Consider the following 14,576-nt stretch of genomic DNA (forward strand, 5'->3'; position numbering starts at 1 on the left):
GCCTGTGCACCATACTATCTTTAGTTCTTCACGCATCTGAAACCCAGGTGTTCCATACCGCTGTCTTCGGTGGTTTTCATTCTCCGGGATACCCGGAAGCCCGAGCAATAGCTGTCGTTACACAAAAACGAACCGCCTCTTACCACCCGCTTTACCGCGTAAGGCTCATCCGGATCATATGATTTTGATGGCCCTTTTGGGTTTTTAACACCTTCGGGTTTGTTGATGGTGCTGTAATACCGGTAATCATACAAGTCGGCACACCATTCCCAAACATTCCCGGCCACATCGTACAAACCATAGCCGTTTGGAGCGAATGAGCTTACCGGCGCGGTATAATAAAACTTGTCGCGCTGGGTGTTTCGGTAAGGGAAGTCCCCCTCCCATATATTCGCCTTTGGCTTGCCGTCGGTTACTTTTTCGTTGCCCCAGGGATATATGTTATCCTTCAACCCTCCCCTGGCGGCATGTTCCCATTCTGCTTCGGTTGGCAAACGTTTACCGGCCCATTTGCAATAGGCTATCGCGTCATCGTACGATACCTGCGTTACCGGGTAAGTCCCTTTTCCCTTGATATCACTTCCCGGCCCATGCGGGTGTTTCCAGTTGGCGCCTTTTTTCCAGGTCCACCACTGGCTGTAATCGCTTAGCGATACCGGTTGTTTTGAGGGTACAAACACCAGTGAGGCAGCTACCAGCAAACTATCAGCCGGCTTTTCGGTTCCCGGAGGCAATTGTTTTTTGAGCACATTCCAATCAGGTTTTTGTTCGGCCGTGGTTACATAACCCGTGGACTTTACAAACTTTTCAAACTGCGCGTTGGTTACTTCGGTACGATCCATCCAAAAGCCATCAACAGTAACCTGGTGTTTCGGATACTCATCCTTTTCGGCCTGGCTGTTATCCGCGCCCATCCTGAAAGTACCCGCCGGGATCCAAACCATACCGCTGTGACTGGTATCTGGCCCTGCCATCACCGCCGCTCCCGCTAAAGGAGTTGGCTTAAACCTGCTGGGAATGTTCGACTCGCAGCATACCGCCTTTTTTTTACTTGACGCTACACTGTCGACTTTAACCTCAGTTTTAGCTTTTTCCTTTTGTTTGCAGGCCGGAAAAAACAACAGGCCAGCAATCATCATCAACAATACCGGGGAAGTTCTTTTAAGATTCATATTTTTAAAGTCAAGGTTCGAGGTTCGGGTTGTGTGGTTCGGGACTTAACTTCCCGAGCGCCGATCCAGGCAACACGCCTCCCGCACCCCTTACGCTTTTACCGGCTGTAAGTTATATGTTTCTTCAGAAATTTCCTGCTCCACACTTTCTTGTTTTTCTGCACGATACAGTTGGTGCTCCTGCAAAGGCACATCTTCCCTCACCATTTGGCCATCGGCAGCCAGCTCGCTTCCCGGTACTTTCGATTTAAAAATAGGCCATAACAGCTGGGCGTACCATTGGTCGCCTTCATAATGTGATATGCCATAGGCTTTCGGATACTGACGCGAAATATGCGCCGTACCGAAGATCACATCCCACAAAAAAAACATGTTGCCAAAGTTGCCTTTATAATAGCCTACGCCGTCATCTGTTGTTGCAGCGTGGTGCGCATGGTGCGTTGCCGGGGTAGATATGGTACGCTCCAATACCCAAGCCAGCGGATGCAGTACTTTATACCGATAAAAAGGTTTATCCCATGGGATGCTGGAATGCGCGAGCGTTGTAATAGTGCCTTTGATACCCTTTACCACAATAGCAGGGATACCCAGGCCCAGGTAAACCAACGCGGTAGTTAAATAAGTTTGCGAAAAAAACAAAGTATAGATCACATTTTGCCTGCTGGCCATTGCCATACCCATATACGATGCCGAGTGGTGCGTACGGTGAAAACGCCACAACCATGGCACTTCATGATGCAGGCGGTGATACCAGTACTGGGTGAGGTCATCAGCCACCGCAATGATGATAAAGCCCCAGAAAAATGGCACCCAGTCAAACGTATTTTTGAAACCCGGCAACAGGAACGGTAAAACTTTCAACCCATAATAGGCTATTACCGGTTTAACAATAAGTTTGGGGATGGTAAAGCAGGCAATATCCACCCAGCGCTCGTTTTTTGTCCAGCGTTTTTTATACAGGCCAAACGAAAATTCAAGCACCCCGAGTACCAGCACCAGAACGGAAAAACCATATCCGTTCAAGTTATCAATTACTTTTTTTATCAGTTCAATCATGGTATTTATGTTTAAGGATTTTCAGATTTAGTTTTTGAGGCTGACTGTGCTGTCTTTTGCACCTGCTTTTTCTTTTCCCATGGGCGCTGCCCGGTAAAGTAAAATGTGGCAAACATGAGCACCAAAGGCAGTGCATAAAGCAGCAGGCTCAGGAATGCGTTTTTAATGATTCGCGTTTTTTGGGCTTCTTCCAGTTTCATGATGCGGTTGATTTAGTTGGTGTTGTGGATGCCGGGGCAGACTTAGGATTATCAGAAAGCAGTTTTTGCGTGAGCCATAAACCGCCAAAAATGATCACAAAGGGAATCAGGGTGATGATCACCCCTACCAGTATCTTTTTTCCCAGCAAGGAAACGTCGTTGAGGGTCATAATAGTAGTATTTTTTATATATGGTAATTAAAAAGCAGGTATAAAAGAGCAAACCCAGCTGTGCACAGATGGTCATGCCGTATATAAATTGAATAAGAATAATTTGTAGAAATCAGATCAGTACCGGCAGGTAACGATCACAGAGAAAGATGGATCCTCTAACGCCAGGATCAACAGCAACAACAAAAACGACGGAAAATAGCAGTTTGCATTTGATAAGCAGCAAAGCCGGGATTGGTGGTTGGGTCGGGTTGCATTTTCTGGAGCTTTTAAAACTGTTTTACGTTGTATTTTTTTATCTCTCCGGCAAATGTATATAATTGTTTTTATAATTACTACTAATTCTATAGAATTTATGTATAAAGTATACATTTTTATCAAATTCATAGTGTTTTTGGCTTAAAATGGGAGAAAGCTATAGTTAGATGCACTTAAAATCGATAAAAATTGAGTATTTGTGAATAGAATGATGTGTAGACCGCTTCACCTCTTTTGAAGAAAGAAGTCATATGAATTAGAACAAATCGGCTTTAGTTCTAAAAATGTCAGCAAATATTCTTGTGGCATCACTCTTAATTTCTACTGGTAAATATGAACGAGGGTAAAAACTCAATCTAACCGTTGCGTTTATGCCCTCCGTAACACTAACAGAAATATGTTGTTCTATTGAATCCATGTTGCCTGTTTCATCTTCCTTTCGATCAAAGAAAAGACTATATTTATCATTAATATATCCCATAGTTTCTATAAATTTTTCATATCGAACATCAAAGTCTGTTGTCCTTTTAAATCTTCTACCCATATAGCATTACATAAAGTGAGTATCTAAAGTTAACTATCCAATATATAAATTGCGTTGTTATTATTAGTCGGATATAAACCCCTAATTCAAATTCAACCTATGATCTGCGTTACCACAGTACCGCTTTTTAGACTTATTTTATATGATGCTTTAAAACGGTATGCGATATGGTGCGGTGATAACACCGACCATAGGCCAATTGAGTATTTGTGAATGGAATGGTGAGGGATGGTGAATAGAACAGCGCAGAAGACTCACCCCGGCATCGCTTCGCTTGCCGACCCTCTCTCCGCCTGCGGCGGAAAGAGGGTCAGGAAAACTTTTAATAACAAATCAAAACCATGTCATTGGAGCGCAGCGTAGCAATCTTCTCGCATGTCGAATAGGAATGGAATAGCTACGAGATTGCTTCGTCGTTCCCTCCTCGCAATGACATATTTTAGTGTTTTCTCCCCCGTCAGCAGAACAGCTTCGGGCGAAAACAGGCAGAATATGTTGGGTTGTGTGGCGGCAAGGGGCATTATCAAACCTCATCGAAGTAAGGGAATGAGGGAACGAAGTAGCGATGAGGTTTAGCAGCCCGTGATTCTGGGTGCTTTGCAGGGTAAAGGCTATGTGCGGCAAAGAAGCATTTCTGGTGACAGCCTTTTGGTTACTTTTGTGGCGACAAAAGTGACTGGCCCTCCCGCGGCCAAGAGCGGGTATTCGCCCTGTACAGTTTAAAGATTGCTTCGTACCTCGCAATGACGTAGTTTTTGACTACGGTATCAACCCTACCACCGTATTAATGATCAAATTAAAAACATCGCTTTTAAACTGGTCAACAGCAACTTCTGCCAAACCGGCTTGTTTCAGGGCTATCATTTTTATTTCATCGGCTTGCCCCAGCACCAGGTCACTAAAGTCATCTTTACTGATATCGCCTTTGGCTAACTGTTTTGTCCAGGTTTTCAGGTCGTCCTTCAGATCGTTCAGGATCGCCTGTCCATCGGCGGTTGCCTCGGTGATGAATTCTTTTAGACTGTTTCCAGCCAGGTCTGCTATACCCTGCTTGAGCGTAGCCAATACGTTTTTAAAATTTATTGCCATGATTCAATTTATTGGGTTACCTGTGCGGGTTTTATCTTTTTACTTTCCAGTTCGGCTATCTGGTCAAAGGAGTTACTGATCTGTTTCTTTTTATCTACAATGTAAGCCGCGTTGCATTTCCCATCCTTTTTCCATTTTACCAGGAACCCGCCAAATAAATGGCCTTGCGGATCGTTCAGGAGTGTCCACATTTGTGTGGTGATCTCATTATGCGGACGGTGTTTATCGTATTCGATGGCTTTATCGATGTTAAGCTGAAGCGTTTTTACTTCGCTTTCATGAGCTGTATAATTTTCGGTAGCTTTATCCATCAAATCAAGGGCATCTACTTTCAGGGAAGTTACTTGTGTGTAAGCGGTTTGATCGAAGGTTGAAATGGTTGGGCTGCAGCCCAAAAGCAAGCAAAGCGGTAGTAATAGCGTGAGGTAAAAGCGTGTGATCTTCATAGGTAGGTAATGTTTAAGTAAAAGTAAAAAGAGTTTTCGATATAATTAATAAAATCCATGAGTATTTCGCCCGATTCTGCTGCCGTATTTGGTTACCACCGCTATATGATCGCCCTGCATGGCAACCGTGGTCCCGCGGCTTTGGGCTGGCGCGATACCGAAAGCCAGATCATCCGTTTTGATGCCCTGGCTCCTATGGCCGATCTGAACGGCCATTCCCTGCTGGATGCAGGTTGCGGACATGGGGATCTCCGCTCCTACCTGCACAATTTATACCCCGATATTGTTTATTATGGCATGGAGCAGATACCGGAACTGCTTGACGAAGCCACACGCCGTTACCAGGACTGGGAAGCAACCGCGTTTATCCGGGGCGATTTTATGACCGACGATATGCCTGTTGCCGATTATGTGATGGCCAGCGGATCGCTCAACTATTATAACGCAGATCCCGACTTCATTTTTAAGGCCATTACCCGTTTGTATGAGCATTGCAGAAAAGGTTTTGCCTTTAACCTGCTAAGCCATATTATTCCCAATGGTTTGTTAGCAGCCTATAATCCGGATGTGATCATGAAGCACTGCCGGCAGTTATGCCAACACGTGGTTTTAAAAAATGATTATAGTAATGAAGATTTCACAGTTTTTATGTATCGATAGATTGTCACCAAGCCGACCAATAATTTCAGTATATTTGTACATACACCGGCCCGGTTTTTCTGATCAAAGGAAAACCGGGCTGTTTTGTTAAAGGATAAAAAAGTACAAAAACCGACTGTTTGTATGTTTTATTTGATATCAATTATTTAATACTTTTTAAACCTTTCAAAACCCCGCAAAAATTTGTTAAAAAGTGTTAAAATGGCGTTAGAGTTTAGTTTAAACGCATAAAAACGAAGCCTTTTCACGCTGTTTCTGGCTAAAAATTGTTAAAATTTAAGGTTTAAAAAGTTTTTGAAAGCAAGCCTGGCCTCAAATATGTTCTTTAATTTTTATTCGATCATTAAACATGTTAATATTACATTTGACTTTGTTGGAAAAAGCCAACAGCCTATAATCTTAAAAAAAAATGAAACAAGGACTGCTCATTGATATGGACGGTGTTATATACAGCGGAGAAGAGCTGATATATGGTGCCGATAAATTTATTAACCACCTGCTGGCCAAGGGAATCCCCTTTGCCTTTATGACCAACAACAGCCAGCGAACCAGCCTGGAAGTGGTACGCAAACTGAAAAGACTGGGTATAACCGTTGAAGCTAAACACATATATACCAGCGCTATGGCTACCGGCAAATTCCTGGGCGATCAAAGTCCTAATGGTACCGCCTATGTACTGGGCGAGGGCGGTTTGCTGACCAGCCTGCACGAAAACGGCATTACCCTGGTTGATACCGACCCGGAGTTTGTAGTTTTGGGCGAGGGCCGCAATTTTACCCTGGAAATGGTTCAGCGCGCGGTAGATATGATACTGGCAGGCGCCAAATTTATCACCACCAACCGCGACCCATCGCCCAAAAAACCGGGGTGGAACAACCTGGGCATAGCCGCCACTACCGCCATGATTGAAGAAGCTACCGGCCGTAAGGCATTTGTAACCGGTAAACCAAGCCCGGTAATGATGCGGTCGGCCCGCAAGTTCCTGGGGCTTGAAACCGCCGAAACTACTGTAGTTGGTGATACTATGGAAACCGATATACAAGGCGGCGTGCAAATGGGTTACAAAACTATCCTGGTACTATCCGGGATATCGTCCAAAGATCAGTTGAGCCATTATGCTTTTAAACCCGACCTAATAGTGGGTTCGGTTGATAAGATCGAGTTCCCGCTGAAATGGTGGTCATAAAAAGAGGCTGTATCTCAAATTAAATTGACCACCCATAGTGTTATGTCAATTATGAATTGAAATTAAGCAGACAAAAAGCATGTAACCCACTTTTGGTTAATTGAGTTACTAAAAACTGTACATCAATTCGTGATTGAGTATCCGGATAGATCATATAAAAAAGAGGCTGATCATGATTTATGATACAGCCTCTTACACAAATGAAGCGACTTAACTATTTAAGCTTAGTAGCTTTATCGCCTTCAATGTCTGTAATTACCGAGCTATTGGATAGTGGTAAACTGGTGGTACTCCTGCTAACTGTCCATCGACCTATCACCGGGTTATATTCGCCGCCCAGCTGGTCAAAACTTCCTGATACCGGGAGCGTGCAGGCGGCAGTATTGGTGCCCTGCCTGTTAAATGGCTGATCGGCCTGGGTTACAGGGTTCTTGACATCATAAAAATCGTTATTGGTAATACGATAACCAACGTTGGCATTAGCATCATATAAGCTGCCACCCGTTCCATAAAATATAACATCCACAGGTTTGCTCGCCGCTGTAATATTGGTACCCGCAAACACGGCTATACCCGCAGCATTACCACTATTAGCCAATAAATTGGATGTTTTGGTACCAAATGCTGATGACGGATCGCTGTTAAAATTAGGGCTATTGGCTGTGGAATAATTAAATGCCCCTATCCAGTTTGATGAGCTCATACTCGTTGATGCCGAGCCATCTATTTTTTGCCCGGTTCCGCCAACATAAAAATAGCTGCCTTTTTTTACCGTACCGGATTTAAGCTCAAGTTTGTAAGTTCTCAGATCGCCGGTTGCCCAGCCATTAACCGGGTAGCCTGAAGGCGTTGACGCACCTGCATTATTTGTAGTCACAATGGTAAAATTCTCTGTCGAGAAATCAATGTCGCGCGTTGCCAAAAGCTGTATATACTCATAATTGGCGTCAGTACCGGCTGGGTCTGTTAAAAAACCGCTGATTACCATAGGTGCAATATCGGTTGCTATAACAAATGCATCATCAATGGTACGCATACGTAGCTGTGGTATCACGGTATTACTACTATCAGCACCAAATGCTATCGCGGAGAAATTAGCGCTTAATGGTAAGTTTTTATCTGCAAATGAAGCCGCAGCCTCGGTATGTAAAGTTACTTTGCCATTGCCATCGCTTATAATTTTGTCGCCGGCATAGGTATCTGTCGACGTAGGCAGAGGGTCAAAACCGGCCTTAGAAACGGTAACCAGGGTACTTTCATAATTATCCTGATTGGCCCGCAAAATATTGGTTGTTACTTTTTGACTGGCTATAGCATTATTGGAAGAAATTTTAGTAACGGCATTTGCCTGGATACCGGCTATCTGCAAAGTACCATTAAGCCTTTTCAAAACTCCGCCGGCAATATCAATCACCACCGAATCGCCGGGGCTATAACCGGCAGCCGCGGCGCCAAGGGGTATAGTTATACCCCGTAGTTTTGCACGACGGTTGTTTTGAACAACCAGCAAACCGGCAGGCATGTTACCACCCGATTGATCAGAAATCACAATACCGGTCATTTGGTGTGCGCCAAACATATTTTTGGTATCGAGGGTAATGTCTGTCCCTTTATATATGGTTCTGATGTCGGCTACTGCTATAACGGATGCCAGCTCGCCACCAGGGTAATTATTTGCCTTGGTACAACTCTGCATCATGGCAGCTGAGTAAAGCAATAATAAAGGGTAAAAAAGTATCTTTTTCATTGTCAATTTATATCGTGATAAATCAGTCATTTAAAATAATTAAGGCTTTTGCCACCAAACTTGTGTATTCAGCAGGTCGGGACCTTGAGCGGCTACAGCTGCTTTATAATTTGTTGGATTAGCCGATTGTACATAAACCGGATACACTATACGGGCCGGCATTATACCGCCATTTAGTAAACCTGCTCCCTTTGGCAATACCGGGTGACCAGTGCGGCGATATTCAAACCATTGCTCAAAATCGGTCCAGAATAGGGTATAATACTTTTGAACATGTATCATCTCCATCTTATCATCAAGAGGTAAAGAATCATCCCAGGTTATATCCGCGGTAGCTTCATAATCAGCTACGGGAGTAGTAAAAGTAGGCAGCCAAAAAGTAATGGCATTGATAACACCGTTATCATAATAAGTTTTTGCGGGTGTAGATATCCAGCCTTTGGCAGCTGCTTCGGCAAGTATAAACTGCAACTCGGCATAATTCATGATATTACCCATCAAAGGTTCGGTCATTAGTGTTTTTACCGTTGCGGTTGTACTGGTTGAGATAAAGTAAGATTTTTTTACAGGCGCGTTACCCGGGGCATAACCGCTTGGTACTCCAACATATCCGCCGCCATAAGTAGCTATACTCCAACTAAGCTTAAACAAGCGGGGATCGGCCCATTTGGTTAAATTATCAATAAAGAATGAGCATAAAGATGGAGCAGTGAAGTCCTGCGCCCGTACACCGGCAATAAATGGTGAGGTTAAGTAACCAGAGCCAGTCCATTTTAAAACTGCCGATTCCGAATTGTTGGCCATGATAGGATATGTACCCGGATTGTTGTCAACGATATCTTTAATTTTCGCGATGCAATCAGCAGAAACCTCTGCTTTACCCGAGATACGGAGTAATAACCTCAGATATAATGAATTGCCAAATTTTCGCCACAGTGTGGTGTTTCCATTGAAAACAGGGTCACTGGATGCTGCTACATTGACAGCCCCGTTGAGCAATTTGTTTGCGTCTTCCAGTTGTTTAAATATACCCTGGTATATGTCTTTCTGCTTGTCAAAGGCCGGCGTTAAATTTCCTACTTTTCCCTGAATTGACTGTGAATACGGAACATCACCATAGGTATCGGTAAGCATAGAATAGATCCAGGCCTGGCAAATGAGCGATATACCCTGATACCCTTTATCCAATGTAAGTGAGTCGCTGGCTATAGTTTGGATAGCCTTAAAGTTGGTTAATTGCAGATACCAATTATTCCAGGTGTAATCGCCCCAGGTGTTTTTGATGTCATACCTAAAAACCTGCCCTTCCGAATCACTCTGATTCACAGTAACCTGCATCAGTTCGTTATTATAAGTACGACAACGCAGCATATTGGCAGTTAAAACACTAACCAACGCCGGTGCCAGTAATTGTTTTGGTGATGCTGTGGGCGAGGTGTTAGGGTCGGTATTAATTTTTTCAAAATCCTTTTTGCACGATGGTAGTATAATAGCAAACAGCATTACAACACCAATAATTTTATAAATATTTGTTTTCATCGTTTAGCAAATTAAAGTGAGATAACAAGATTAACACCCATTGTTCTGGTTGAGGGAAACTGGCCAATTTCAAAACCCTGCGTAATATCAGAGCCGCTAAGCGTTCCAAATTCCGGATCAAAGCCCGGCCATTTTGTCCAGATGAACAGATCTCGGCCATACACCCCTATCGTGGCGCGTTGTATACCCAGCCTGGAAGAAAGCCTGGCAGGTAAAGTATAATCGAACCTGGCCTCTCTAAGCTTGATGAAATTAGTACTATACGTAGCTCCTTCGGCATTATTGGCTCCAAAATTTGATTGGTAGTACTGATCGATATCCAATGCTACCACATCGTTTTTTCGATAAGTTCCGTCTGCGTTTTGTACCACGCCGTTTCCAATGATACCATTGTACCTTCCTGGCAAAGTATTGGTTGTTTTGCCTTGTTCGGCCAGTTTATATGAGGTGAGGGAGTATGCCACAGCGCCATATTGTGCATCAAATAAAATACTAAAATGGAACTGTTTATACTTGAAATCATTGTTCAAACCCATTTTCCATTTGGGGGAGGTATTACCAAGATATACCAGATCGGGTGAAATAAGGGCAACACCTGTTTTGGCATCAAAAACAACCTGGCCATCAGGTGAGCGCTGATAACCTCTGCCATACAGATCGCCCATACTACCGCCCACCTTGGCTACCAGCTGACCACCACCGGTTGGGCCCGACTGAAGTACAACCGCACTGTCTGCCAGCTCTTTTATTTTATTACGATTGGCAGAGAATGTCAAATTAGTTATCCACGTAAATCCTTTAGGGTTTGATACCGGACTCCCGTTTACAGCCAGCTCTATACCCCGGTTAGCAACCTTACCGATATTAAGAACCTGTTTGCTATAACCAGATGAAGCATCAACAACCCGGTTAAGGATCTGATTTTTGGTTACGCCCGAATACAATGCCAGGTCGAAACCCAGACGGTTTTTAAAAAACTGCACGTTCGATCCAATTTCAACCGTGTTGGTTCTTAATGGTTCCAGGTTTTCGTCAGGCAATGTTGTAGGATTTTTTATGCCACCTGGATATGTACTGCCTGCTGAAGGGTAAGTATATGCGGTGGTGTATGCTATAAGCCCCCCGCTGCCAACGCTTGAAACCGATGCTCTGAACTTAGCAAAACTGATGGCTTCAGGCAGCTTAACAGCATCAGACAAAATAAAGCTGGCACTTGCCGAAGAGTAGAAAAACCCAGCCTTATCGCTTCTTCTGGGTGTTGCCAAAACGCTGTTCCAGTCTTCGCGGCCGGTAAGATCCAGGTACAGATAGTTTTTAAAACTGGTTGATAACAGACCATAAAAACTGTTTAGCGCGTATTTGCTGCCATTGGGTATGGTTATCAATGTACCGGCACTATTAGCCATGGTGTACACACCCGGATTGATCAGTGAATCCGCTCTTACCTCATCTACCCTATAAGTATTTTTGAGCATACTGCCACCCGCAGTACCGGTTAGGGTAACATCTTTGTTTATCTTTTTATTATACCGTAACAGGAAATCGCCGCTTACTTCCTGCGAATAAATATTCTGGGTGCGGTAAGAGCCTTTTGGAAACTTTGTTCCGGCATCATAAGGGCGCTCCTGGGCACGCTGCTCATAGCTCATATCAAGCGAGGTCCTCAACTGCAGGCTAAGCTCGTTGGTAATGTTGTAAGTAGCCTGCACGTTCCCGGTTACCGCGTTTCGGCTGGATCTGTTTATAAACTCATAGGAAACCGCATAAGGGTTTTCGGGAAATGAGCTGAACGGATACTCGATCGCGCGGTTGGTTTGTCCGTTTTTCCAATAGTTTTTAAGCCAGTTCAAATCGGCACTGGGTTGCCAGAAAATGTACCAGTACATGAGCGATTGGTTACCATAACCTGCACCGGGTAAATTATCACTGAATTTGTTCTGATAGTTTACTTTGGAGTTTATGGTTAGTTTGTCATTGATTTTGGAGTTTACAGATAATGCTACCGTATTTCGTCCATAACCGGTATTGGGCACTATCCATTTGTTGTCTACATTCGTTACCGAAAACCGGGCGGTGGTTTTATCGGTTCCCCCATCAATGCTTACGGAATTGGTAAAGGTTTGGCCGGTATCAAAAAAGTCGCGTGTCTGATTTTTATATGGTACCCAGGGCGTTCTGACGGTTGATTGTTTTTGGGTTATAGGATCAAACTGGTAGAACATTTGCCCGTCAAACCGCGGGCCGTAAGCCGAACTTGTTCCACTGGTACTTGCACCATCCGGACCCGCGCCATAGGAATAATAAGATGCACCGGCAAGGCCCTGCCCGTATTCATACTGAAGATCGGGCCAGCGATTTATTTTTTCTATAGAAGCGTTGGAATTAATGGTAATACCTAAGCCCTTTTTCTTGGCACTTCCGGATTTAGTGGTAATAATAACCGCCCCATTTGCACCGCGCTGACCATATAAAGCTGCGGCACCCGGTCCCTTCAGCACAGACACGCTTTCGATATCTTCCGGATTAAGGTCATTAATACTGCTGCCATAATCAGCCGGCATGTTGTCACTTCCCGTGCCATAAACCGTTTCGCCTGAGATCCCGGTACGCCGCCCGCTTCCGTTGTTGATCACCACGCCGTCAACTACAATCAGGGCTTCGTTATCACCGGTAAGGTTATTTTCGCCACGTAATATGATCTTATTTGATCCTGTAGGGCCCGAATTTGACCTAACCAGGTTTAAACCGGCTACCTTGCCCGAAAGCGCATCGCTCCAGTTACTGGAAATTGCATCCGTAAGCTGTTGCCCTTTCACAACTGTGGCAGCGTAACCAAGCGCTTTTTCATCACGTTTAATACCCAAAGCAGTAACTACCACCTCATTTAAAGTAGCATTTGATTTACTCAAATTAATAGTTATCCCTGTGATAGCTTTATTAAAAGTCTGGCTCTGCGATTCAAAACCAACGGTCGAAAAATTTAATGAACCCCCATTGGCAATCAGTACCGAAAACTTACCATCATTATTGGTAAAGGTTAGTAGTTTTTTATTTTCGTCGTTTACACTAACGCCTGCAAGTGGTAATTTATCTTCAGTAGATATCACGGTACCACTTACAATAATCATATCCAACTTTTTGATTACCAGGTTACCGTCGATATTCTTAATACCGATGCCAGCCTGTTGCTGCAATACTTGTGCGAGCCTATCAAACGGCAAACTTTCATTGGGCAACGTAACCATGCTACTCATACTTACATTGGCATCAAAAGAAACTTTATAGCCATATTTAGCTTTGAGCGTATTGATAATAGATTGTACGCTGATGCGCCTCTTTTCAAAATTATACTGGCCGGATGGGCCTACCTGTGCTTGTACAATTACTGAGAAAAGTAACAGGAGCAAAATTGAGTACAGCTTTTTCCGGACAAAAAATGAGCGTTTTGGTTGTTTCATGTTTAATCAGAATATTATAATAGTGTGAGGGTTTTTATATCGATAATTGAGGCCGGTAGCATAGCTTAAGCCCGGTAAAAGATTATTAATACCGGTATCTTTCATTTCGCCACTGAAACGGGCCCGTTTACGGGCTGATGGCTGTACTTCGATTTTTACATTATACCAGCGCTGTAATTTCTCGGCTATCTCATCGGCATTGTTATCATTAAAAAACAAGGTTTGATTTTGCAGGGATGCAGCATCGTGGGTATTTACTTTCGTAATGATCACTTGCTGACTACTTATTTGATAAGTAAGTTGCTGACCGGCCTTTAAATAATTGGTTTTACTATTTGCGGTTACACCTACCAGGCCAGTGGCTACCTTAACCTCAATATTTGACTTGGGACGCGAATAAACATTAAAAGATGTACCCAATACGGTTACCGCTAAATGGTTTAGTGTATGAATAATGAAAGGTTTCTGTGGATCGTGCTTGACCTTGAAAAAAGCTTCTCCGGTTAACTGGATCTCGCGTTTATTGATACCAAATGTGTTTGCATAACTGATCTTTGAATCAGGCGCCATAAACACCTGCGTACCATCGGGCAAAGTAAGTCGGCCGCCTACATTTTGTGCGCTTTGCAGTGTTTGCAGATTATTACCTACCTGTTTGGCCTTCTGTACATAAAACCAGCCTAAAAAGCAGAACAGTAGTAAACTGGCCGCGATCCCTGAGTACCAATATGGCCTTTGACTGGCTTTTTTATTGCCTGGTTTTGATAGCTCAAAAATCCTATCGAGCAGATGCAGCCATTGTTCGTCAATATCAATTTGCCTTAAAGGTTGCTCCAGTTGCTGTTTTCTGCGTTCCAAGTAAGTAAGCAGATACCGATACTCGGTTTGTTCATCAGCCCAGTTTATAACTTCCTGAGCTTTATCGGGGGGGCATTCACCATTTACATAATTTAGTATTGTTTCCCAGTTCACGCTTTTTAATTTTATTTAAAGAGCATTAGGAACTCAGTTTCCACCTAAAGAAATAATTACGAGTTTGTTAACTTTTTGT

At 43.6% G+C, this 14,576-nt stretch carries 13 protein-coding genes; 2 read left to right on the top strand and 11 right to left on the bottom strand.

Annotated elements, in window-relative coordinates; all coding sequences use genetic code 11:
• Positions 1-20: 20 nt before the first annotated feature.
• From ACNURT_RS17030 to ACNURT_RS17060, 7 genes are all read right to left on the bottom strand, one after another.
• Complete coding sequence (locus ACNURT_RS17030; RefSeq protein ID WP_419698725.1) at positions 21-1,172, bottom strand: formylglycine-generating enzyme family protein; 1,152 nt, start codon at positions 1,170-1,172, stop codon at positions 21-23.
• A gap of 90 nt (positions 1,173-1,262) precedes the next feature.
• Positions 1,263-2,228 (bottom strand): sterol desaturase family protein, encoded by a 966-nt coding sequence (locus ACNURT_RS17035; protein ID WP_419698726.1) that lies wholly within the window; start codon positions 2,226-2,228, stop codon positions 1,263-1,265.
• Between the two features lie 11 nt (positions 2,229-2,239).
• The gene (locus tag ACNURT_RS17040; protein WP_419698727.1) at positions 2,240-2,428 is read right to left on the bottom strand and encodes a hypothetical protein; all 189 of its coding nucleotides are present in this window, start codon (positions 2,426-2,428) and stop codon (positions 2,240-2,242) included.
• A complete protein-coding gene (locus ACNURT_RS17045) occupies positions 2,425-2,598 on the bottom strand; it encodes a hypothetical protein (protein WP_419698728.1) in 174 nt (57 codons plus the stop codon). The genes ACNURT_RS17040 and ACNURT_RS17045 overlap by 4 nt, the downstream gene beginning before the upstream one ends.
• A 514-nt stretch (positions 2,599-3,112) precedes the next feature.
• Positions 3,113-3,400 carry a hypothetical protein gene (locus ACNURT_RS17050; RefSeq protein ID WP_419698729.1) on the bottom strand — a complete coding sequence of 96 codons (288 nt, stop codon included), beginning with the start codon at positions 3,398-3,400 and terminating at the stop codon, positions 3,113-3,115.
• A gap of 759 nt (positions 3,401-4,159) precedes the next feature.
• Positions 4,160-4,489, bottom strand: coding sequence for a hypothetical protein (locus ACNURT_RS17055; RefSeq protein WP_370995179.1), 330 nt, complete (start codon positions 4,487-4,489; stop codon positions 4,160-4,162).
• An 8-nt stretch (positions 4,490-4,497) separates the two neighbouring features.
• Positions 4,498-4,935 (bottom strand): hypothetical protein, encoded by a 438-nt coding sequence (locus tag ACNURT_RS17060; RefSeq protein WP_419698730.1) that lies wholly within the window; start codon positions 4,933-4,935, stop codon positions 4,498-4,500.
• Between the two features lie 57 nt (positions 4,936-4,992).
• Here ACNURT_RS17060 and ACNURT_RS17065 point away from each other — a divergent pair, with 57 nt between their 5' ends.
• Positions 4,993-5,595 carry a class I SAM-dependent methyltransferase gene (locus ACNURT_RS17065; RefSeq protein ID WP_419698731.1) on the top strand — a complete coding sequence of 201 codons (603 nt, stop codon included), beginning with the start codon at positions 4,993-4,995 and terminating at the stop codon, positions 5,593-5,595.
• Between the two features lie 409 nt (positions 5,596-6,004).
• Complete coding sequence (locus tag ACNURT_RS17070) at positions 6,005-6,781, top strand: HAD-IIA family hydrolase (RefSeq protein WP_370995176.1); 777 nt, start codon at positions 6,005-6,007, stop codon at positions 6,779-6,781.
• A 214-nt stretch (positions 6,782-6,995) separates the two neighbouring features.
• Here the strand turns inward: ACNURT_RS17070 and ACNURT_RS17075 are convergent, their stop codons facing one another.
• From ACNURT_RS17075 to ACNURT_RS17090, 4 genes are read right to left on the bottom strand one after another with little or no spacing between them, the layout of a single operon-like run.
• The gene (locus tag ACNURT_RS17075; RefSeq protein WP_419698732.1) at positions 6,996-8,528 is read right to left on the bottom strand and encodes a DUF5689 domain-containing protein; all 1,533 of its coding nucleotides are present in this window, start codon (positions 8,526-8,528) and stop codon (positions 6,996-6,998) included.
• Positions 8,529-8,567: 39 nt separating this feature from the next.
• Positions 8,568-10,067 (bottom strand): SusD/RagB family nutrient-binding outer membrane lipoprotein, encoded by a 1,500-nt coding sequence (locus tag ACNURT_RS17080; RefSeq protein WP_419698733.1) that lies wholly within the window; start codon positions 10,065-10,067, stop codon positions 8,568-8,570.
• Between the two features lie 11 nt (positions 10,068-10,078).
• Positions 10,079-13,525 carry a SusC/RagA family TonB-linked outer membrane protein gene (locus tag ACNURT_RS17085; protein WP_419698734.1) on the bottom strand — a complete coding sequence of 1,149 codons (3,447 nt, stop codon included), beginning with the start codon at positions 13,523-13,525 and terminating at the stop codon, positions 10,079-10,081.
• A gap of 6 nt (positions 13,526-13,531) precedes the next feature.
• Entirely contained in the window at positions 13,532-14,497 is a 966-nt protein-coding gene (locus tag ACNURT_RS17090; protein ID WP_419698735.1) for a FecR family protein, read from the bottom strand.
• Between the last annotated feature and the right edge of the window lie 79 nt (positions 14,498-14,576).

This window comes from Mucilaginibacter sp. NFX135 (assembly GCF_048565145.1).
In the GTDB taxonomy this organism is placed as follows: Bacteria; Bacteroidota; Bacteroidia; order Sphingobacteriales; family Sphingobacteriaceae; genus Mucilaginibacter.

Bases quoted from the DNA above. Each gene is read 5' to 3' on its own strand.
- ACNURT_RS17030 (WP_419698725.1), bottom strand. From the start codon at position 1,172: ATGAATCTTAAAAGAACTTCCCCGGTATTGTTGATGATGATTGCTGGC.
- ACNURT_RS17060 (WP_419698730.1), bottom strand. From the start codon at position 4,935: ATGAAGATCACACGCTTTTACCTCACGCTATTACTACCGCTTTGCTTG.
- ACNURT_RS17085 (WP_419698734.1), bottom strand. From the start codon at position 13,525: ATGAAACAACCAAAACGCTCATTTTTTGTCCGGAAAAAGCTGTACTCA.
- ACNURT_RS17040 (WP_419698727.1), bottom strand. From the start codon at position 2,428: ATGAAACTGGAAGAAGCCCAAAAAACGCGAATCATTAAAAACGCATTC.
- ACNURT_RS17070 (WP_370995176.1), top strand. From the start codon at position 6,005: ATGAAACAAGGACTGCTCATTGATATGGACGGTGTTATATACAGCGGA.
- ACNURT_RS17055 (WP_370995179.1), bottom strand. From the start codon at position 4,489: ATGGCAATAAATTTTAAAAACGTATTGGCTACGCTCAAGCAGGGTATA.
- ACNURT_RS17065 (WP_419698731.1), top strand. From the start codon at position 4,993: ATGAGTATTTCGCCCGATTCTGCTGCCGTATTTGGTTACCACCGCTAT.
- ACNURT_RS17035 (WP_419698726.1), bottom strand. From the start codon at position 2,228: ATGATTGAACTGATAAAAAAAGTAATTGATAACTTGAACGGATATGGT.
- ACNURT_RS17075 (WP_419698732.1), bottom strand. From the start codon at position 8,528: ATGAAAAAGATACTTTTTTACCCTTTATTATTGCTTTACTCAGCTGCC.
- ACNURT_RS17050 (WP_419698729.1), bottom strand. From the start codon at position 3,400: ATGGGTAGAAGATTTAAAAGGACAACAGACTTTGATGTTCGATATGAA.
- ACNURT_RS17080 (WP_419698733.1), bottom strand. From the start codon at position 10,067: ATGAAAACAAATATTTATAAAATTATTGGTGTTGTAATGCTGTTTGCT.
- ACNURT_RS17045 (WP_419698728.1), bottom strand. From the start codon at position 2,598: ATGACCCTCAACGACGTTTCCTTGCTGGGAAAAAAGATACTGGTAGGG.